The organism is Peristeroidobacter soli, from assembly GCF_004138485.1.
GTDB lineage: Bacteria > Pseudomonadota > Gammaproteobacteria > Steroidobacterales > Steroidobacteraceae > Steroidobacter > Steroidobacter soli.
In genome coordinates this window covers 221,376-241,000 of the sequence record NZ_RYEV01000005.1, presented here as the reverse complement: position 1 = coordinate 241,000, position 19,625 = coordinate 221,376, and the positions used below count along the sequence as shown (strand labels likewise).

Genomic DNA, 19,625 nt, shown 5'->3' with positions numbered 1-19,625 from the left:
ATCAATCCTTCAGCAACGGGTCCATCGGATCGAGCGTGCGCGCCTCGTCTTCGAGCATCATGGGAAAGCCGTCGCGAATCGGATAGGCGAGCCGATCGGCGCGACAGATCAGCAGTTGCTCCGACTTCACGTACTGCACGGGGCCTTTGCAGAGCGGACAGGCGATGATGTCCAGGAATTTGGTGTCCAGCATGAGGTGGGCTCCGAGGAATCAATGAGACGGCAGCAGACGATCGAGCAGACGATCGATGGCTTGCGCATCCGCCTCGCCGATCGCGACATCCAGGCGCACGGCCCAGCAGTTCGCGAGGCGCGCGGCAGCCACGCCAGGCGGGCATTTTACTGCATCCTTCTCGGTCATAAGCACTGGCGCGCCGTCCGGGAACGAAATGTGCTCCTCGGTCAGTCGAACATGGTCCGGCAAGGCGTGCGCATCGACCGACAGGCCCGCGGCGCTCAGCGCATCGAAAAACGCCTGGGGATTGCCGATGCCCGCGATGGCGTGCACGGGCGAACCGACGAAGCTCTGCAAAGAGCGTTTCTCGCCGGTGCCGAGCGACACGGCATCGCCGAGCACTGGCATCGTCACGATCGCGTTCGGGATCGCCCGGACAGAGGTTGGCGGGGCGCGTCGGGTGAGCACCCTAAGGCCCACGCTATCCAAACGACTGGGCGGCTCACGCAGCGGCCCGGCGGGCAGCAGCCGACCATTGCCCAGACCTCGGCGCTCATCGACCACGGCGATCTCGAGATTGCGCACGAGGCGATAGTGTTGCAAACCGTCGTCGCACACGATCACTTGAGCACCGCGTTCGATGGCGCGATTCGCGGCCGCGACTCGATCGGGACCGGCGACGACCAGCGCCCCGGTTCGTCGCGCCAGGAGCACGGCTTCATCGCCGACTTCTGCAGCGGTGGTTTGGCTGGTGACATCGCGTGGCCACTGCGTCGATGTACCGCCATAGCCACGTAACACGATGCCGACTCGCACGCCCCGCGCTTGCAGCCGCTCGGCGAGCCAGATCGTCATGGGAGTTTTGCCCGTGCCACCGACCGTGATGTTGCCCACCACGATGACCGGACGTGCCACTCGAATGGATTGCGACCAGCCGCGTCGATAAGCAACACGCCGCACGCCCGCGACAGCCCCGAACAACCACGACAGCGGCAGGAGCAGCAGCGAGAACCACTGCGATCGCCCCTCGTACCAGACTCGCTGCAGGAACGCGTCCATCAGCCGCGCCCCTTCACCTGTCGGACTGCGAACGCGATGAGCGTTGGCGACCCGCCAGGCTCATGCGTTGAACTGCATCGAGTGCAGCTTCGCGTACTGACCTTGTTGCGCGATCAGCTCGGCGTGCGTGCCGCTCTCGATAATGCGGCCCGCTTCCATGACCAGAATGCGGTCCGCGTTCTCGACCGTCGACAATCGATGCGCGATGACCAGGGTCGTACGGTTTTGCATCAGCTGTTCGAGCGCCGCCTGAATGGTCCGCTCCGACTCGGTATCGAGTGCGGACATGGCTTCGTCGAGAATCAGAATCGGCGCATCTTTCAACAAGGCGCGTGCAATCGAAATACGCTGCCGCTGGCCGCCCGACAACAACACACCGCGATCTCCAACCATCGTATCCAGTCCCAACGGCAGCTCGCGCACGAAATCCATGACCAGCGCCGCTTGCGCCGCGCGCTCGATCTGCTCGTCCGTGACCTTGCGACCGAACGCGATGTTGGCGCGAATCGTATCGTTGAACAGCACCACGTCCTGACTGACGACCGCAATCTGCTCGCGCAGGTTGCGTAGCTGATATTCCGGAATCTCACGGCCGTCGACGCGAATGCTGCCCGCATCCGGCTCGTAGAAGCGCGGCAACAGATTCACCAGCGTGGACTTGCCGCTGCCGGAGCGGCCGACGATGGCGATCATCTCGCCCGCCGCGACCTGCAGACTCACATCGTGCAGAGCCGCGCCCTTGCCCACCGGATAGGTGAAAGAAATATTCCGGTACTCGATATCGCCGCGGACCCGCTCGGCAATGTAGTGACCGCCTTCGGGCTCGACTGTTTCATCGAGCATCTGAAAAATGCTCTGCCCCGCCGCAATCCCCTGCTGCAGCGGGCCCGACACTCCCACCAGCGCACGCAGCGGCTGCGCAATACCCACCAGCGCGACGAAGAACGCGAGCAGATCGCCCATGCTGGTACGGTCGTTGATCGCGTCCGAGATAGCGATGGATAGCACGATGGCCGAGCCGGTCGCGGTGACCATCTGCACGACCGGATTCGACAGGCCCTTGGTGAGCACCAGTTTCATGTGCGAACGACGGTTGTGCTCGTTCACGCCTTCGAATTGCGCCGTCTGATAGTCCTCGGCGTTGTAGACCTTGATGACGCGCGGCGCCTCCAATGTTTCCTTGGCGATGCGCGTGATGTCGCCCATCGAATCCTGGATGCGATGACTGTAACGGCGGAACTTCTTGTTGATGATGCCGATCAGCCACGCCACCAGCGGGCCCATGATCAAGGCGATGGCCGCCAGCCGCGCATTGAAATAAAACAAGGCGACGATGGAGCCGATGATGGTCAGCGCCTCGCGCAGCGTGATCAGCACCGAATCGGTGGACGCCTGACCGATCTGCTCGGTGTTGTAAGTGAGCTTGGTCAGCAGCACGTTGCTGGAGTTGCGATCGAAGTAGCCCACCGGCAGGTGCACGATGCGCTCGAACACCTGACCGCGCAGACGCTTGACGATCTGCCGGCCGACATAGCCCATGCAATACGTCTGGGTGAAGTCGCCCAGGCCGCGCAGCAGGAACAGCCCGATCAGCGCGATCGGCAACCAGACGATGGTGCGTGGATCGCGATGCTCGAACGTGCCGTCGCCGAACACTTTGGCGAACGCGGTGAAGCTCACCATGCTGATCGAGAACACGATGGCGCCGAGCATGCCCAGCGCGAACATGCCGCGATGAGGCTGCAGATAACCGATCAGACGCTTGTAGGTCTGCCAGGCGTCGTCTGGCATGGCGGCCTTGGCGGAACGTGACATGGTGGCCGGGACGTTCTTCTGGGGGACGTCGTTACTGGGCTGTGCCCGAGGTGCTCTGATCGTTGACTGTGGCAATGCTGATAGCCTTGAATCCGAGCCGGCCGAGCACGTCCATGGCTGTCACCACCGACTGATGCGTGCTACGGGCATCGGCACGGATGGTGACCGGCAGGTCGCGTCGCTCGCCGGCGAGCTTGGAAACCGCCGCCGACAAAGTCGCGGGGCTGGTGTTGATCAACACCTGACCGTTGACACGATACTCGCCGGTGGCGGTCACGGCCACCTCGATGGGATCCTTTTTCTGAGCCGCCGCCGGCTCGTTGCTGGCCTGAGGCAGTTGCAGCTTGATCCGCGACTCGTCGACGAACGTGGTCGAGACCATGAAAAAGATGAGCAGCAGCAGCACCACGTCGATCAGCGACGTGAGGTTCATCTCCGGCTCTTCATGGTCCTTGGGGCGCAGGTTCATGCGGCTTCCCGCGCTTGGGCTTCCAGGGCCTCGACCAGCTTGATGGCTTCTTTTTCCATCTGCACCACCAGCGTCTGCACGCGGCCGCGCAGGTATTTATAGGCCAGCAGCGCCGGGATGGCGACCGTGAGACCCGCGGCCGTGGTGATCAGCGCTTCGGCGATGCCGCCGGCCAGGCTGGCGGGATTGCCGATGCCGGACACGGTGATGGCGTTGAAGGTCCGGATCATGCCGAACACCGTGCCGAGCAGCCCCATCAGCGGCGACAGCGAGGCAATGGTGCCGAGCGTGCCGATGAACCGGTCCAGCTCGTGGACCACGTGCCGGCCGGTGTCCTCGATGGCCTCGCGGATCACCACGCGATCGCGATTGCGATTGGTCAGGCCCGCCGCCAGGATCTTGCCCAGCGGCGAGTTCTGCTGAAGCGCGGCGATGTGCTTGTCCTGGATCTGCCCCTGCTCCACCCAGCGCCACACCTTTTCGGTGAGCTCGGCCGGCAGCACGCGCTTGGTTTGCAGGGTCCAGAGACGTTCCAGAAAAATGGCTGCGGTCACGATGGAGGCGAGGATGATGGGCCCCATCATGAGACCGCCGGCTTTCACGATTTCGAACATGACAGTGTTTGCTGTGACCGTGTGTGGGGCCGGGTTATTCATCGCATACTAGCAGCTTTCGCCGTACCGGCATCATTGCCGGGTCCAGTAACGTCGCTGTGTGTGACGCTGCTCGCGAACTTGCAATCCGGTCGGCTCGAACGTGACGGTGATGGCGCCGCTCGCAGCGGTTTCATAGCAGCGCGCGCCCACCTCCCGCCAGCGGGCCAACACCGCCGGACGCGGGAAATTCCAGCGATTCCGATAGCCGGTGGAAAAAATCGTCACATCCGGTCGCACGGCGGCGACGAATAGCGAACTCGACGAAGTGTCACTGCCGTGGTGAGGCGCAACCACGACCTCGGCCCGTGGCAATCCCCGCGCGAGCAGTCGTCGTTCGGCATCGATCTCGATGTCGCCGGTCAGCAGCGCATTGCCGCCGTGTCCCTGAATCAGCAGCACACAAGAGCTGTCGTTGCCGCTGCGTGCGAGCGTCTGCCCTTCGGAATCCGGATGCAAAACCGTGAACCTCACGCCGTCCCACTGCCAATGCTGGCCACGATGGCAGCCAATTCTGGCGGAATCGTGGAACGCCACCGACGGACCGGTGGCCACTGCACGCACCGGCATTGCCGCCAGCAGCTCGGACAAACCGCCGCTGTGGTCCTGATCGCCATGACTCACCATGAGCAGGTCGATGCCGCGCACATCGCGATTGCGCAGGAACGGCAGCACCGCCAGCTCGGCAGCGCTGCGGCCCGATGGATAGGCCGGCCCCGTGTCGTACACCAACGTGCGCGAGTGTGTTCTCACGACCGCCGCCAACCCCTGCCCCACATCCAGCACCGTCAGCTCGAATGTGCCGGGCGCCGGCGTCGGCGCGCGATAGAACATCATTGGCAGACACAGCAGCACGCCCGTGAAACGCAGCGGCCAGATCGTCGGCAACGACAGCAACGACACACCCGCGAGCAGCGCGAGAAACACGGGCAGCGACGGCTGCGGCGCATGCCAGACTGCCAGCGGCCGCTGTGCCAGCCATTCCAGGACTGGCCAGCCCGCATCGAGTAACAGCGCCGGCAACTTCAGCAACGGCGCGCCGAGCGACGGATCGATCATTGCCGCCACCGTGCCAATCAGCGTGCCCGGCACGACCAGCAAAGTGAACGCGGGAATCGCAAGGACGTTCGCAACCGGCGCCAGCAGCGACAGGTTGCCGAACGACGCCAGCAACACCGGGATCAAGCCAATCGTCACCGCCCATTGCACGCGGCTGAAGCTCGCGATCATGCCTTCGCGCACCAGCCGGCCCGCGGTCGCCATGAGAATCACCAGCACGGCAATGAACGACAGCCATGCGCCCACCGACAGCGGTGCGAATGGATCGACCAGCAGAATCGCGATCAGCGCCAGGCTCAGCGACCGGCCTATATCCAGCGTCCGCCGAAATCCCCGCAAACCGAAATAAATACACAGCATGACGAGAGTACGCTGCGTGGGAACAGACAGCCCCGCGAGTACCGAATAGATCACCGCCGCCGACACACCGGCGAGCACCTGACCGTGCATGGCCGTCAACCCCAACGACTGCGCACGACGCCAACGAACTATGCAACCACCACCCCACGCCGCGAGCATCGCGACCATGCCGATGTGCAGACCGGAGATCGCCATCAGATGAGTCGTACCCGTCGCAGCGAACACTCGCCACTGCTCTGCTTTCATCGCGCTCGTATCGCCGATCGCGAGGCCTTGCAGTACACCGAGCATCCGATGATCGCCAACCGCGGCGGCAATGCGCGAACCTATCCATGCGCGTGCTTGCACGATCACATATCGAAACGACGTGACAGACACTCGACGATTGCCCGCATCCGCGCGCACGTATCCAACCGCGCCGATGTCCTCACGAAACAAATGCCCCTCGTAGTCGAAGCCACCGGGATTGGCGAACCCATTGCGACGTTTCAAACGAACGTTGAGCTGCCATTGCTCGCCCGGTTGCAGCGGCGCCGGCGCGCGATACCACGTCAGCCGCAGATGCGGTGGCACGTCGGCGGCCGCGTCGACCACATCGAACGTGAACTGCGGATCGACTTTCGAATCCGGCAACGAGGCAACGAAGCCCCGCACCGTCAGGTCCTGGCCTTCGAGCGCCGGCGGCAGATCGTTCGCCAGTCGCCAGGCTGCATGGCCCCACGCCGACAGGACCCCCAACAAAACCGCAATGCCGATCCTCGCCGTTGCACGGTGTCTGCCTACGAGCAACAACGAGACGGCCGGCACGATCGCCGTCAGCCATGCAAGCGCCGGCAATGCGGGCAACGCGTGAATGAGGCCGTGGCCTACGAGAAATCCCAGAGCGATCGCACCCATCGCGCCTCCTTGCGCGTGAACAAATCCGTCGCGGCTGAGGCGCGCGACTGAGATAATCCGCCGTCCAGTCCACCCCGCCGTATCGAATGCCCCGACGAGTCTTCAAAACCCTCAGCCGCCAGCGCCATCGCTGGAACGATCGCTGGTTCATGCGGCCGTTCCGGCTGCTGCTGGAAGAATCGGTGTACTGGAGCTTGAACCGGCGCAATGTGACGCGAGCGTTCGCGCTCGGCCTGCTGATCGCGTTCATCCCCATCCCGGTCCATTTCCTGCTCGCGACCGTGCTGGCACTGAGCTTGCGCTTGAACGTGCCCGCCGCGATCTTCGGCACCTTCCTGGCCAATCCGTTGACCATGGTGCCGATGTACATGGGCGCCTACTGGCTCGGCAGCCACATGCTCGGCATCACCACGCATCCCATTGCGTTCGCAATGACCTGGGAATGGCTGACCACGCAGCTGCTGCCGATCTGGAAACCGTTCCTGCTGGGCTGCCTGGTGCTGGGCGCGATCTCAGCCGTGCTCGGCTATGTGATCGTCGGCGGCATGTGGCATCTGAGCCTGGTGCTCAAATACCACGAGCGCAAAGGCGGAAGTCAGCTAAAAACGTCGGCGAAAGCCGAGAAATGAGCCGAAGGCGAGCAGCGTCAGCACACCGATCGCACCACCGCCACCGCCGCCGGAGTTACGTAAATCCCCGGAGCCGCTCGAAGGCGCGGGCGGCGGGGTAACCGTCCCGTCCGTCGTGGTGCCGCTCGCACAAGCGGTCGTACCGGCATTCGACGGCGCGGATGTCGTCGCGGCGTTGGAACTCACCACAACGTCAGCGGTGTCCTGCCGTCCCATATTGTCCGTCACCGTGAGTCGCACGGTGTACGAACCTGATGAAGGTGCGATCACCGTAGCCGTATCCGTGCTGCTGCCTACGATCGAAACGGCGCCGCTGACGACGGTCCATGCATACGACGCGATCGTGTAGTTGCAAGCCGCGGCGCTGCCCGCAGCCTGCAACGCGAGACTCTGCCCAGCACTGACACTTGACGGCGTTGTGACAGCGGCAATCGGACGCAGCGCCGCCTGCACGGCGCCGTTCGCATCAGCCATGCCCACGCCGCAGGTCTGCGTCGTGCAACTGCATTCAGTGGTCTGCAGATCGTTCGCGCTCACGGGAACGTGACATTGCGGAATGCTCGGATCGCTCGACACCGGGAACGGTGTGGTCGCGCCCTCCTTCAAACGAGCCAGCAACTGAATGGAATCCAGATTGGCGTTCGCCGAGACCATGAGCCCAGCGATGCCGGCAACGATCGGCGCGGAGAAACTGGTTCCGACGTTGTAGTCGCTTTGATCGGTGTAGGCGTTGGCACCGGCTGTCGTGGCGCCGATGTTATACGTCGTATCGATCGAATACAGACAAGGCTGACCCACACCGGTATTGACGCAATTGCCGCCCGGCGCGCCGAGTGCGATCTCCGTGCCGAGACTGCTGAAGCCCACCTTCGTGCCCGCATGACGCAGCCCCGCGATAGCCGCGACGCCATCGCACCTCGCAGGCACGCCCACGGGCCCGCCTTCGTTCCCAGCAGATGCCACGACGAGCACACCGGCCGCGGTGAGTTGATCGACGACGTCTTGATAACTCGCGGGGCAAGTCGTGCCGGTCGCACCGAGACTCAGGTTCTCGATCTTCGCGGGATTGGCATTATCGGGCACGCCGTCGACGTGAATGCCGCCCGCCCACAGCATCGCGGCGAGGATGTCCGAATCATATCCGCCGCATTTGCCCAGCACGCGCACCGGCAGAATCGAGCTGCTCCAGGCAATGCCGGAAACGCCCGTCGAATTGTTGGTCAGCGCACCCAGGATTCCCGCGACACGTGTGCCGTGCCACGAACTGTCCGCTACCGAGCAATCGCTGAACGCCGCGGAATTCGCGTCCGCAGTGGTGACCCAGTCGCCGGGATCGGTGGGATCCGAGTCGCGTCCGTTGCCGTCGTTGGCCACCGACGTATCGGAGATGAAATCGTAGCCCGGCAGCAATTTTCCGCTGGCGGCCGCGCGCAACAGATCCGGATGGCTGAACAACACCCCCGTATCGAGAACCGCAATGACGACACCCGACTTGCCGGTCGTCACATCCCAGGCGCCCTCGGCATTGATCGCGCTCGGCGTCGAGGCTGCGTTCTGCAAATACCACTGCCCCGTATACAGCGGATCGTTGGGCACGGCATGCGGATAACGCAGCTGATCCGGCTCCGCGTACTCGACGGAGGAATCTGCACGGAGACGCGCCAGACTCTCGTCGAGCGACTCACCCGACGTCTCCGACTCGAACTGCATGACGTGCATGTTCGAGGCGATCTGACTGGTTTGTTTCAAGGTGAGTTGGTTTCGCCCCGCCAGCGCCGCGACCGTGTTGCTGGTGGACTTCGCCTGCACGCCCGGTGACGCACCGGCAGCTCGAAACTTGACGATGACGCGCTTGCCATTGGCGCCGGCGCTCGCGGGTTGTTTGCGAACGGGATTGTATTCAGCGGCACCGACGCTGAAACCGATCAAGGCCGCGACCGACAGACCCAACAGGAGATGGCTGAAACGCATGACGTTCCTTTTGTCCTGAGCGTTGACTCGATCTTGAGCGCGGCCGGCAGTCTACGTCCGGACTTCCTCCGCAAATGTAATCAATCGTTGCGCGTCGCGAGCTCGCGACGGCTCGAGATCAGTTCGCGAATCGGCGCTGAATGGAGTCAGGCGGAATGCAATCTGCCGTCGGTCAACGTGAGCGATCGTTGTAGTTGTGCGGCCAGCTCGGGCGCGTGAGTCACGATGATCAGCGCCGTGCCGAGCTCCCGGTTCAGTTCCAGCATCAGCTCGAATACCTGGCGCGCGTTCGCGCCGTCGAGGTTTCCAGTGGGCTCATCCGCCAGGACCACGGGCGGACGTGTCACGAGCGCACGCGCCACGGCGGCCCGTTGACGCTCACCGCCCGACAGTTGCCCCGGCCGATGCTCGAGACGCGCCCCCAAGCCCACACGTTCCAGCAATTCGCGAGCTTGCCTGCGCGCCTCTTCCACCGACACGCGACGGATCAGCAGCGGCATGGCGACGTTCTCCAATGCCGTGAACTCGGGCAGCAAATGATGGAATTGATAGACGAAGCCCAGCGCCCGATTGCGCAGATCGCCCCGTTGCTTGTCGGACAGCTCGCTGATCTCCTGACCCGCGATCCGCACCGTGCCGGACGTGGGCAGATCCAGCCCGCCCAACAGCTGCAGCAACGTGGTCTTGCCCGAGCCGGAGGCACCGACGATGGCAACGCGCTCGCCGGGATGAATGACCAGATCGATGCCCTTGAGCACTTCCACGCGGGTGTCGCCCTGCTGGAAATATTTGGTCAAGTTGCCGCAAGCCAGAACCGGATCGGACATGAATTTCTCTTGGTTCTCAATCGTGACGCAACGACTGCGCGGGCTGGGTGCGCGCGGCACGCCACGCCGGATACAAGGTCGACAGTGAACACAGCAGGAACGTCGTCACGCTGATCTTGATCACATCGGGCCACTCCACCGTCGCCGGCAGATCGCTGATGAAATACACCTTGGCATCCAGGAAATGCACGCCCAGCACAGCTTCCAGGCCGTGAATCAAGGTTTCCAGATTGACCGAGATCAGCACGCCGAGCATCACGCCGGCCACCGTGCCGATGAAGCCGATCGCGGTTCCCTGGGTCATGAAGATCGTCAGGATGCCGCGCGGTGACGCACCGATGGTACGAAGAATGGCGATGTCGGTGCGCTTGTCCTTCACGACCATCACCAGCGTCGACACGATGTTAAACGCCGCCACGGCCACCACCAGCAACAGGATCAGAAACATCGCCGACTTCGTCAGCTGGATGGAACGGAAGAAATTGGCATGCTTGCGTGTCCAGTCGTCGATGTAATAGCCGCCGCCCAGCGACAGCGCCAGCTCGCGCACGAGCTGCGGTGCGAGCATCATGTCCGTGAGCTTCAGACGTATCCCGGTCACGTCATCGCCCATGCGATACAACTTCGCCGCGTCCTGCAGATTGATGTAAGCGAGGTTGCGATCGAATTCGTACATGGCGGCGTTGAAAATGCCCACCACCTTGAACGCACGATAAACCGGCGTGACGCCCACGGGCGTGACTTTGCGTAACGGCGTGACGATCACGACCCGATCGCCCAACGACACGTTCAATGCCTTCGCCAGCTCCGTGCCGAGCACGATGCCGTAGCCTCCGCCTTTCAGCGCCTCGAACGAACCCTTCTCCATCTTCTCGGTGATGGAGGTGACTTTGCGCTCGTAGTCGGCCAGCACTCCGGTGATCATCGCGCCGCTGCTCTTCGAGCCCGCGATCAACAACGCCTGCGCTTCGATGTAAGGCGCCGAAGCCACCACGTCGGGATTCTCGCCAATCTTGGCCGCGGTTCCCTGCCAGTCGGGCAGCCCCGAGCCGAAGGCACTGATCGTGGCATGCGAGGTGAGACTGAGAATGCGACCGCGCACCTCGCGTTCGAACCCATTCATCACCGACAGCACGACGATCAGCACCGCGACGCCGATGGCGATGCCGAGCATGGAAATGGTGGAGATGAAGGACACGAACCGGTTGCCGCGATTGGATCGCAGATAGCGGCGGCCGATCAGGAACTCGTAACGCTTACTCATAGCGCAACGCTTCCGCCGGCTCGGTGGCCGCGCCGCGCAGCGACGGGTAGATCGTCGCGAGCACCGTGAGGATCAACGCCGTGAGCGTGATGCCGATGACCTGGGGCCACTGCACCTCCGAGGGCATATCCGAAATCACGAACACCGTCGGATCGAACACCTTCACACCGGCGAGACGCTCGAGGAACGGCACGATGGTGCTGACATTGAAGGCCAGCAGCAGCCCCAACACCAGCCCGAGCAGCGCGCCGAACCAGCCGATGAACACCCCCTGCGTCATGAACACGCCGACGATATCCCGCGGGGTCATGCCGACGGTGCGCAGGATCGCGATATCCGTGCGCTTCTCGTTCACGACCATGACCAGCGCCGCGACGATGTTGAACGCCGCCACCGCCACGATGAGCATGAGGATCAAGGTCATCATGGTCTTTTCGATCTTCACCGCACGGAAATAACTGGCGTTCTCGATCGACCAGTCGCTCACTTTGAATTTGCCGCCGAGCGCCTGGTTGATCTCCGGCGTGCGCACGGGCGCGGCGAAGATGTCGTCGAACTTCAAGCGCAAGCCATTGGGCATGCCATGCGTGCCGGCGAGCCCGGACGCATCCTGCAGATGAATGAGCGCGAGCACGTTGTCGTGCTCCTGCGCGCCGACTTCGAACACGCCGCTGACGATGAAGTTTTGAATGCGCGGCTTCAGATCGATGCCGCCGACCGCCCCCTCACCCGCGGCCGCCATCGCCGGCACGAGCACCGTGATCTCATCGCCAATCCGCGCATCGAGCGCATACGCCAGCCCGGCGCCGAGAATGATGTGCTGCTCGCCCGCGATCAGATCGCTGAAGCTGCCGGCCCGCATGTGAGCCCCGATGTCGGAGACTTCGGACTCCAGCTTGGGATCGACGCCGCGAATCAGCGCGGCCCGCATGTCGCCGCCCCGCCCCAGCATGCCCTGCAGATCGATATAAGGAGCGACGCCGACGACCTCCTTCTGCTTGCGGATCCGATCCGCCAGCTGCGGCCAGTCCTGCAACTGTTCAGGTTCGCCGGACAGGGTGGCGTGGGACGCCAGGCTCAGCAGCCGCCCCCGCAGCTCGCCTTCCAGCCCGTTCATGACCGAGATCACCGTGATCAGCGCCATCACCCCGAGGCAAATGCCCACCATCGAAACCCAACTGATGAAGGAGACGAAGAAGCCTTGGCGGCTGCGCACATAGCGCAGCCCGATGTACAGCGGCAGGGGGTGGAACATGTCACTCCTTTCGGGCCGGCAAGGCTAACCTGGGCGGGCGCCGATGGAAACTGCCGCTGAAATGTGAACTGCGACAACAAATTGGGGTGTCGCGCTTGGCCCTTATGTAAGCCCTGCTATACAGTCCCCGCCGGTCCTCCCCGAGAGGCTGGTTCGTTCCCAGGAGGGTGTCCATGAGCTTTCAGATTCGCCCGAAACTGCGCTCCAAGCTGCCGCAACTGCTGGCGGCCCTGATCGTTGGCACCGCCTCCACGGCCGCCTTGGCCGACGAGCTGACCACTCCGCCCGCGCCTGCCAGCCAGGCCAATGTGCCGGCTCGTGGCACCTCGATGGAAAAAGTCGAAGCCCAGTTCGGCGCCCCCACCGAGCGTCTGCCCGCCGTCGGTCAACCGCCGATTACCCGCTGGAAATACCCCGGCTTCGAGGTGTATTTCGAACATCAGCTGGTCATCCACACGGTCGTCAGCGGCTAACCCCACCCTCACCGTCAGGTTCTCTCTGGTAGAGTCATCGCCCTTCGGGGACGCCGCGAGGCGTCGGCCCGAGTGTCCGCTATTTGAACTGAACTCCGTCGACCCAATTCTGCCCGAGCGATGACCGACGCCGACCGACCGATTCTTCCCAGCCGTAACCAACTGCAGGTTCGGTGGGGCCAGCTCTATGGCTCCGCCACTGCGCTGTGGTTGGCGGAAGCTGCCCGCAAGTCTTCCCAACCGATGCTCGTCATCGCGCACGACGCGCGAGCGGCCAGCCGTACCGAAGACGAACTGCGCTTCTTCTGCGAGCCCGGCACGCCGATTGAAACTTTTGCCGGCTGGGAGACGCTGCCCTACGACCTGTTCTCGCCGCATCCCGACATCGTTTCGCAACGTCTGCGATTGCTCTCGACCCTGCCTCGACTGACCCAGGGCATCGTCATCGTCGATCTGGAAACGATGCTCCAGCGACTGCCGCCGCAGGCGTACATCGACGCGCACGCGTTCGATCTGCGCGCCGGCGAAAGATTCGATGTCGCCGCGTTTCGCGACCGGCTGGCCGGCGCCGGTTACGTCGCCAGTTCGCAAGTGATGGCACCCGGCGAGTTCGCAGTGCGCGGCTCGATCGTCGACCTGTATCCCATGGGCAGCGACACGCCCTATCGCCTCGACATGTTCGATGACGAAGTCGAGTCGATCCGCAAGTTCGATCCTGAAACTCAGCGCTCCGGCGACAAAGTACCGGCGCTTCGTTTGCTGCCCGCGCGCGAGTTCCCGCTCACCGCCGAAGGCATCCAGAACTTCAAGCGCCGCTTCCGCAATCGTTTCCCGGGCGATCTCACGCGCATGTCGATCTATCGCGACATCGCGGAAGGCGCGCCACCGCCGGGCATCGAGTACTACCTGCCGCTGTTCTTCGACGGCACCTCGACGCTGCTCGATTATCTGCCCGCCAACACGATCATCGCCGTCGAACGCGAGATCGATTCGATGGCGACGCAGGCGTTCACCGAGATCGAAAACCGTTACGAGCAACGCGGCCACGACGTCGATCGACCGATTCTGTTGCCGCGCGAAGTGTTCATGCCCGTCGCCGAGTTCATGCAACGGATGACGTCGTATCGACGCATCGAACTGTCGCGCGTCGAGCTGGATCCGCTGACGCAAACGCTGCCCTATCAGAACTTTTCCACTCGCGTGCCGCCGAGCCTGCGGGTCGATCAACGCAGTGAAGAGCCCGCGCGCGAGCTGGTGAATTTCCTGAGCACGTTCCCAGGGCGCGTGTTGCTGGCCGCCGAGTCCGCCGGCCGGCGCGAAATGCTGATCGACCTGCTGTCCAGGAGTCAGCTGAAACCGCCGCTGGTCGAGAGCTGGTCGGCATTCGAAGCCGGTGACGAGCGCCTCGCGATCACCGTCTCGCCGATCTCGACCGGCCTGCAGACCGACGATCCGCCGCTGGCGCTGATCGCCGAAGAACAATTGTTCGGCGAGCGCGCCCGACAGGAACGACGCCGTCGCCGGCCCGAGCGCGATCCGGAAAAGATCATCCGCGATCTCACCGATCTGCATCCGGGCTCGCCGGTCGTGCACGAGGAATATGGCGTCGGCCGGTTCGTCGGTCTCGCGACCCTCGATGTCGGCGGCCTCACCAGCGAATTCCTGGTGTTGGAATATGCCGAAGGCGACAAGCTGTACGTTCCGGTGCAGGCGCTGGATCTGGTCAGCCGCTACACCGGTGCGCCGGCCGAACACGCGCCGCTGCACAAGCTCGGCGGCGATGCCTGGGAGAAGGCGCGCAAGAAAGCCGCGCAGCGCATTCGCGATACCGCGGCCGAGTTGCTGGATTTGTATTCGCGTCGCGCGGCTCGCCAGGGCGAACAGTTGATTGCACCTGAAGACGATCTGCGTGCGTTCGAGGCTGCGTTCAAGTTCGAAGAAACGCCCGACCAGGCGGCAGCGATTCGCTCGGTGGTCGAGGACCTCGGCAGCGGACGTCCGATGGATCGCGTGGTCTGCGGTGACGTGGGCTTCGGCAAGACGGAGGTCGCGCTGCGTGCCGCGTTCGTCGCCGTTCAGGCGGGCAAGCAAGTCGTCGTGCTCGTGCCCACTACCCTGCTCGCCCAACAGCACTATCAAACATTTGCTGACCGTTTCGCCGACTGGCCGGTGCGCGTGGAGTCCTTGTCGCGCTTCCGAACGGCCAAGGAAGTGAATCAGGTCATGGCGACGCTGGAGTCCGGTCAGACGGATATCGTGGTCGGCACTCATCGCCTGTTGCAGACGGGCGTGAAGTTCGCGCGGCTCGGCCTGCTCATCATCGACGAAGAGCATCGCTTCGGCGTCAAGGACAAGGAAAAGATGAAGCAGTTGCGCGCGGAAGTGGACGTACTGACGCTGACCGCAACGCCGATTCCTCGTACGTTGAGCATGGCGATGGGCGGCCTGCGTGAGCTGTCGTTGATCACGACGCCGCCGGTGTCTCGACTGTCGATCAAGACGTTTGTTTCTCAGTGGGACACCGCAACGATCCGCGAGGCCTGCCTCCGCGAAATCCGCCGCGGCGGTCAGATTTATTTCCTGCACAACGCCGTCGATACGATCGAGAAGACCGCTCGCACGCTGGCGGAGCTGGTGCCGGAAGCGCGAATCGCCATCGGCCACGGTCAGATGCGTGAGCGTGAGCTCGAACAGGTCATGCTGGACTTCTATCACCAGCGTTCGAACCTGCTGGTGTGCACGACCATCGTCGAGAGCGGCATCGACGTGCCGTCCGCAAATACCATCATCATCGATCGCGCCGACAAGCTCGGTCTCGCCCAGCTGCATCAGCTGCGCGGACGCGTCGGCCGTTCGCATCACCAGGCGTACGCGTACTTGATGACGCCGCCGCGCAATCTGATGACTGCCGACGCGGTCAAACGCTTGGAGGCGATCGAGTCGTTGGAGGACTTGGGTGCGGGCTTCACACTCGCCACTCACGATCTGGAAATTCGCGGCGCCGGCGAATTGCTCGGCGAGGAACAGAGCGGCCAGATCCAGGAGATCGGTTATGCGCTCTATATGGAGATGCTGGAGCGCGCGGTCAATGCGCTGAAATCAGGCAAGGTGCCGCAGCTCGATCAACCGATGCATCAGGGGCCGGAAGTGGATCTGCATCTGCCCGCGTTGCTGCCCGATGAATATCTGCCGGACGTGCATTTGCGGCTGGTACTTTATAAGCGCATCGCGGCTGCCAAGACGAACGAGGAGCTGCGTGAGCTGCAGGTGGAAATGATCGATCGGTTCGGTCTGTTGCCCCCACCGGCGAAGAATTTGTTCCGTATCGCCGAGTTCAAACAGGCGGCACGGACGCTGGGACTGCGCAAAGTCGATGTGGGTCCGGGGGGTGGGTCGGTTACGTTTGAAAGCGATACCAAGGTCGAACCGGGGACGTTGATCCGCTACGTCCAACGCAACTCGCGCACGCATCGGCTCGAAGGCGGCAACAAGCTGAAGTTCACGATGAACCTGGAGCAGGAAGAACTTCGCTTTACTCAAGTCGAGCAGTTACTGGCTGAGCTGAGCAAGGCCACACCGACGGCCAGCGAGTTGGCTGCTGAGAAGGCGCGAGAGAAAGTGATCGCGGCTGCGGCTACGAAAGCGAACGCGCCGCCGCCCAAGGCTCCGCCGCCCAAGCCGAGCGTGAGTTACAAGCCGTCGTCTTCGTCTTCGAAGAAATTCAGACGCTGACGTCGGCGGTTCGGGCTCGTGGTCTCTTTGGCTCTTCTTCCCCGGCCAACGCCACTATCGTTTCGGCAGCGTCAGGGTGGGGGATCTCCTCCCCGGCAATTGGATCCGTCCAGGGACGGCGGTCCTATAGCAGCCACACGGATGTGCAGCAGGGCGCCCGCGACAGCGGGAGCGAAGCGTGCGCAGGCGTGTGCGCGGTGCCGGGGAGGAGATCCCCCACCCTGGCGCTGCTGACCACCGCGCTGTCTCAGCGACGCGTCATCGTGAGCCAGTCGCCAACTGCTAAACTCCCCCGCCATGAGCCATTCAGCTTTCTTATCTCGCTTCGGTGCCCGCCAGCGCAAGTTGGGCGTGGTGATATTGCTCGCGGCGTTCATGTCCGTGGGTTCGGCGGTCGCGCAGCAGACCCCGGCGCTACAGTCCTACGACGTCGAGCTGCTCATCTTCCGCAATCTCACCGGGAAGGACACACCAGAGAGTTGGGGTGTCGAGGCGGCGGCGGACTCGGCGCAGCAGATGGCGATTCCCGATGACGAAACTGAACCGGCCGTACCGCCGACGACTGCCGCGGCACCGACTGCTTCCTTCCCTTCCCTGCCTGCGTCAAAGATGAAGCTGACGGCCATCGAAGATCAGATGCGTCGCAGCCGGGGCTATCAGCCGGTGGCGCACGTCGGCTGGACGCAGCCGGGCTATGCGAGGAACGCGGCGAAATATCTATCGGTGAGCACGTTGGTGCCGGCCACCTCGGGATTGCAGGGGCAGATCGCGCTGACTCGCGGCCGTTATCTGCATCTCACATTGGACCTGGTGATGGACGGCGCGGCCACGGGTGAAGGCTCGCGCTATGTGTTGCGGCAGACGCGGCGCATGCGTAGCAACGAGCGCCATTACATCGACAGTCCGAAGTTTGGCGTGATCGCAGTCATCACGCCGAGCCCTGGCAGCGAGGCCGGCTGAAGGATCAGTCCGCCTCGCGGCTGACGACTCGATTCCGCCCCAGCTCCTTGGCGTCTTTCAGCGCCTTCAACGCCATCTCATAAACGCGCTCAGGGGCCGCATCGTGTGGCGGCACCAGCGAAACCACACCGGCGCTCGCCGTCACATAGCGAGACACCACCGACCGCGGATGATGAATGGCGAGATCGCGCACTCGCCCAAGCACGGCTTCAGCCAGCTTGGCCGCCTGCGCCAGATCCAGGCCGGTCGTCACCGCCGCGATCTGGTCCTCATCGAATCGACCGCACAGGTCGCTCGCACGGCGGAAGCAACTGCTGATGACTCGCGAAACGCGCTTGAACGACTGATCCGAGCCGTTCTTGCCGAATGTCTCTTTGTAAGCGAGATAACAATCCAGATCGAACACCAGGAAGCTCAGGCGGCGCGACTCGCGCTGGGCCAGGCCCCAATCGCGCTTCACCAGCTCGTCGAAATAGGTCCGGCGCAGCAGCCCGGTGAGCTTGTCGTCACGCAGGTACGCCATCATGGTCTGCGTGCTCAGCATCGGATCGGTCTTCTCGCGCGACTCGCTGAGCCGCAGCCGGTCGCCGCCTTCGCGATGGTAGCCCGCGAAGTGCGTCACATTGCCGTTGGCATCGCGCAGCGGCTGGATGTGCACTTCGTTCCAGAACATCGTGCCGTCCTTGCGATAGTTGCGCAGCGTGGTATGCACCGGCGTGCCCTGCCGCAAGGCGGTCCGGATCTTTTCCAGACCCTCCTGTTCATGATCGTCACCCTGCAGGAAACGCAGGTTGCGACCGCGGATGTAACTGGCGTCGTAGCCGGTGAGCTTCTCCATGGCCGCGTTCACGAAAATCACAGGGCGGTCGGCCGCCTTGGCATCGCAAATGACCACGCCCTCCGGGGAGGATTCCACCAGGCTCTGCAGCAGTGTTGCGTCGACGCTCATAGTTTTATGAATTCAATCGGAGATCGGGCCGTTCCATACAACCCTTGACCGCGCCTTCGCAGGTCTGCCAATCCATCGAAGCGTGCAGCGCGTCCCGGGTCAATCCCGGCTTGCCGTGCAGGCGGGCCATGCGAACTTGACTCAGAGGATCTTCGGTCCCTCGCAAAGAATCGATGACCTGGAGCACACCTTGGCGATCGTTACAGACCGAAAGCACGTCGCAACCGGCCGCGAGGGCCGCTTTTGCCCGGGCCGGCATGTCGCCGATCACGCTGGCACCGGCCATGGACAGGTCGTCGGTGAAGATGGCGCCGTCGAAACCGAGCCGGCCGCGCAGTTCAGTTTGCAGCCAGCGGCGTGAAAAACCGGCCGGTTTATCGTCCACGTGGCTGTACACGACATGGGCCGCCATGATGGCGGCGACGCCGTTGTCGATCAGCCGGCGATAGGGGGTGAGATCCTCCTCCATATCGACCAGCGGCCGACGGTCGACCGGCATGGCCACGTGGGAATCCGGCACCACGAAACCGTGGCCGGGATAGTGTTTGGCGCAGGCGGACATCCCCGCCTCCCGCATGCCGCCCATGAACGAGATCGCCAGCTCCGACACCACCCGCGGATCGCGATGGAAAGCGCGGTCGCCGATGACGCTGCTGGCGCCGTAGTCCAGGTCCACGCAGGGCGCGAAACTCAGATCGACGCCGACCGCGCGCAGCTCGGCGGCCATCAACCAGCCGCACTGACGCGACAGCAGTCGGCCGGCGACGGGATCCAGGTCGTATTGCCGGCCTATCATCCGCATCGACGGCAACACGGTAAAACCCTTGCGAAACCGTTGCACGCGGCCGCCTTCGTGGTCGACCGTCACCAGCAACGGCGGCGAACGAACGGCGCGAATCTCGGCGACCAGCTGCTGGAGTTGCTCGACGCTCTCGAAATTCCGTGTGAACAGGATCACGGCGCCGACCAGCGGATGGGCCAGCAGCTCGCGATCCTCCTGGGTCAGGGTCTTGCCCTGCACGTCCATCATCACCGGGCCGAGCGTCATGTTAGCGGTTGGCGGTTAGTGGTTGGTGGT

The 19,625-nt window shown here is 63.4% G+C and carries 16 protein-coding genes; 4 read left to right on the top strand and 12 right to left on the bottom strand.

The window, feature by feature from the left end; genetic code table 11:
• Position 1: 1 nt before the first annotated feature.
• From EKO19_RS22610 to EKO19_RS22585, 6 genes are all read right to left on the bottom strand, one after another.
• Positions 2-190 carry a Trm112 family protein gene (locus tag EKO19_RS22610; protein ID WP_129780218.1) on the bottom strand — a complete coding sequence of 63 codons (189 nt, stop codon included), beginning with the start codon at positions 188-190 and terminating at the stop codon, positions 2-4.
• Between the two features lie 21 nt (positions 191-211).
• A complete protein-coding gene (lpxK, locus tag EKO19_RS22605) occupies positions 212-1,234 on the bottom strand; it encodes a tetraacyldisaccharide 4'-kinase (protein ID WP_129778802.1) in 1,023 nt (340 codons plus the stop codon).
• Positions 1,235-1,294: 60 nt separating this feature from the next.
• Complete coding sequence (gene msbA / locus EKO19_RS22600; protein WP_217705527.1) at positions 1,295-3,049, bottom strand: lipid A export permease/ATP-binding protein MsbA; 1,755 nt, start codon at positions 3,047-3,049, stop codon at positions 1,295-1,297.
• Between the two features lie 31 nt (positions 3,050-3,080).
• Complete coding sequence (locus EKO19_RS22595; RefSeq protein WP_129778800.1) at positions 3,081-3,518, bottom strand: ExbD/TolR family protein; 438 nt, start codon at positions 3,516-3,518, stop codon at positions 3,081-3,083.
• Entirely contained in the window at positions 3,515-4,132 is a 618-nt protein-coding gene (locus EKO19_RS22590) for a MotA/TolQ/ExbB proton channel family protein (RefSeq protein WP_129778798.1), read from the bottom strand. The genes EKO19_RS22595 and EKO19_RS22590 overlap by 4 nt, the downstream gene beginning before the upstream one ends.
• A gap of 72 nt (positions 4,133-4,204) precedes the next feature.
• Positions 4,205-6,487, bottom strand: a complete 2,283-nt coding sequence (locus tag EKO19_RS22585; protein ID WP_129778796.1) for a DNA internalization-related competence protein ComEC/Rec2 — start codon at positions 6,485-6,487, stop codon at positions 4,205-4,207.
• A gap of 86 nt (positions 6,488-6,573) precedes the next feature.
• Between EKO19_RS22585 and EKO19_RS22580 the strand changes: the two genes are divergently transcribed.
• A complete protein-coding gene (locus tag EKO19_RS22580; RefSeq protein ID WP_129778794.1) occupies positions 6,574-7,116 on the top strand; it encodes a DUF2062 domain-containing protein in 543 nt (180 codons plus the stop codon).
• Here the strand turns inward: EKO19_RS22580 and EKO19_RS22575 are convergent.
• The 4 genes from EKO19_RS22575 to EKO19_RS22560 form a co-directional block, all read right to left on the bottom strand.
• The gene (locus tag EKO19_RS22575) at positions 7,087-9,087 is read right to left on the bottom strand and encodes a S8 family peptidase (protein ID WP_129778792.1); all 2,001 of its coding nucleotides are present in this window, start codon (positions 9,085-9,087) and stop codon (positions 7,087-7,089) included. The two genes, EKO19_RS22580 and EKO19_RS22575, sit on opposite strands and share 30 nt — an antisense overlap.
• Positions 9,088-9,233: 146 nt before the next feature.
• Complete coding sequence (gene lolD, locus EKO19_RS22570) at positions 9,234-9,914, bottom strand: lipoprotein-releasing ABC transporter ATP-binding protein LolD (protein ID WP_129778790.1); 681 nt, start codon at positions 9,912-9,914, stop codon at positions 9,234-9,236.
• Between the two features lie 16 nt (positions 9,915-9,930).
• Entirely contained in the window at positions 9,931-11,178 is a 1,248-nt protein-coding gene (locus tag EKO19_RS22565; RefSeq protein WP_129778788.1) for a lipoprotein-releasing ABC transporter permease subunit, read from the bottom strand.
• Positions 11,171-12,433: a lipoprotein-releasing ABC transporter permease subunit gene (locus EKO19_RS22560; protein ID WP_129778786.1), complete on the bottom strand. Its 1,263-nt coding sequence runs from the start codon at positions 12,431-12,433 to the stop codon at positions 11,171-11,173. Before EKO19_RS22560 ends, EKO19_RS22565 begins: the two co-directional genes overlap by 8 nt.
• Before the next feature lie 173 nt (positions 12,434-12,606).
• On the opposite strand from EKO19_RS22560, the gene EKO19_RS22555 reads away from it, so the two are divergent.
• The 3 genes from EKO19_RS22555 to EKO19_RS22545 all read left to right on the top strand — a co-directional run bounded on the left by EKO19_RS22555 (position 12,607) and on the right by EKO19_RS22545 (position 17,598).
• Positions 12,607-12,906, top strand: a complete 300-nt coding sequence (locus tag EKO19_RS22555; RefSeq protein ID WP_129778784.1) for a hypothetical protein — start codon at positions 12,607-12,609, stop codon at positions 12,904-12,906.
• Between the two features lie 120 nt (positions 12,907-13,026).
• Positions 13,027-16,638 (top strand): transcription-repair coupling factor, encoded by a 3,612-nt coding sequence (gene mfd, locus EKO19_RS22550; protein WP_129778782.1) that lies wholly within the window; start codon positions 13,027-13,029, stop codon positions 16,636-16,638.
• A gap of 297 nt (positions 16,639-16,935) precedes the next feature.
• Positions 16,936-17,598, top strand: a complete 663-nt coding sequence (locus EKO19_RS22545; RefSeq protein ID WP_129778780.1) for a CsiV family protein — start codon at positions 16,936-16,938, stop codon at positions 17,596-17,598.
• 4 nt (positions 17,599-17,602) lie between these two features.
• Here EKO19_RS22545 and EKO19_RS22540 read toward each other — a convergent pair whose 3' ends face one another.
• Together EKO19_RS22540 and nagZ are read right to left on the bottom strand one after the other, a co-directional pair.
• A complete protein-coding gene (locus tag EKO19_RS22540; RefSeq protein WP_129778778.1) occupies positions 17,603-18,547 on the bottom strand; it encodes a GGDEF domain-containing protein in 945 nt (314 codons plus the stop codon).
• 4 nt (positions 18,548-18,551) lie between these two features.
• On the bottom strand, positions 18,552-19,595 hold the full coding sequence (gene nagZ, locus EKO19_RS22535; RefSeq protein WP_129778776.1) for a beta-N-acetylhexosaminidase: 1,044 nt from the start codon (positions 19,593-19,595) through the stop codon (positions 18,552-18,554).
• Between the last annotated feature and the right edge of the window lie 30 nt (positions 19,596-19,625).